Annotated in this window: 1 protein-coding gene; it reads right to left on the bottom strand. The window is 29.4% G+C overall.

The features are described 5' to 3' along the window. Positions 1 to 173: 173 nt before the first annotated feature. Positions 174 to 527 carry a hypothetical protein gene (locus tag F6K13_RS34210; RefSeq protein ID WP_124143244.1) on the bottom strand — a complete coding sequence of 118 codons (354 nt, stop codon included), beginning with the start codon at positions 525 to 527 and terminating at the stop codon, positions 174 to 176. Positions 528 to 1,155: the final 628 nt, after the last annotated feature.

Below are 1,155 nucleotides of genomic sequence, written 5' to 3'. Positions count from 1 at the left end.
TAATTATAGATTTTAGGCTGGTGGTTCGGTAAGTTTGTGCTTAAAGTTGCCAGATTGTTTAATCCTAAATCGATAGCTGCTATCCTAGTTTGAGTTAAAGGTTCTGTTTCTATTTCCTGTTTGTAAACTAACTCAATTATCTCAGCATTTTTTTTAGGAATAATTCTAACTTTTTATGATTTTTTAACTCTTATTTTCAAATAAATATTAGTTTTACTAGGGCGAATTAATCCTTTTTTTAAAGCTTTTTGACTAAGAGCTTGATGATGATAAATTACCACATATCTACCATTACTTCTATCTCCAGCACTACTTTGATAATTAAGATTTTTTGGCCTCACTTTAAATTTACTTGGGAAAGCTTTATCTTCTCGGTAAGCACTATAATAACTTTGCCATACTTTCAGAACCATTCTGAGAACTTCTTGACTAACTTTACGAGGTAAAACTCTTAGTATATGACTATTTTTGATCTGATAATAAACAGTAGTAGCATCCGTTTTTGACCGGTAAAAAAGTTTTGACAATCTAAATAATTCGCAGCATTGTAGAGATTTTTCGTCAAAAAAGATAAACCATCGCCCTCGGCGAAAAGTGAATGATTTTTTTTGATCAAATAATATTCTACTAAGAGCATAATTGTTTATATACTTGAGTCGGTCATAAAAAAAAATTAACTAAAACTAAATATTTTGTCAACTACCAAAATAAAAAGCTATGTTTAAGTATATCTGACTATATTTTTATTTCAACTTTACTATACAAAATTTGCGAACTTAAACAGGTCTAATATTAATTAGGATCAGTTAGCACCGCTATATAATTTTCACTTCCAATACCATTATTCATATAGATTTGTCAATGATTTATATTAATTTTTTGGTTGTTAGCATTTATCCATTTTTGTCTGAATTTTCAGTTAGGACAGACTCAAATAAATTTAGTCTTATTTTGATTTACCTAATTTTATCATCTTCTCGATCCACTAAGAAAATCTGATTAAGTTCCGACTTTTGACTTAAGCTAAGACACATTTAGATTTTATGTTCTCTGTTAAACCTTAAGGGTTTACTTTTACAAATAACTTACAGCAGTTTCCCACTTTCCGTAGGTACAAAATTTTGGAGATCGGAGGAGAACACGTCTGAACTCAAG

The organism is Okeania sp. SIO2B9, from assembly GCF_010672505.1.
GTDB classification, from domain to species: domain Bacteria; phylum Cyanobacteriota; class Cyanobacteriia; order Cyanobacteriales; family Microcoleaceae; genus Okeania; species Okeania hirsuta.
Note: the sequence above shows the minus strand (reverse complement) of the source record. Positions and strands in the feature narration are given on the sequence as shown.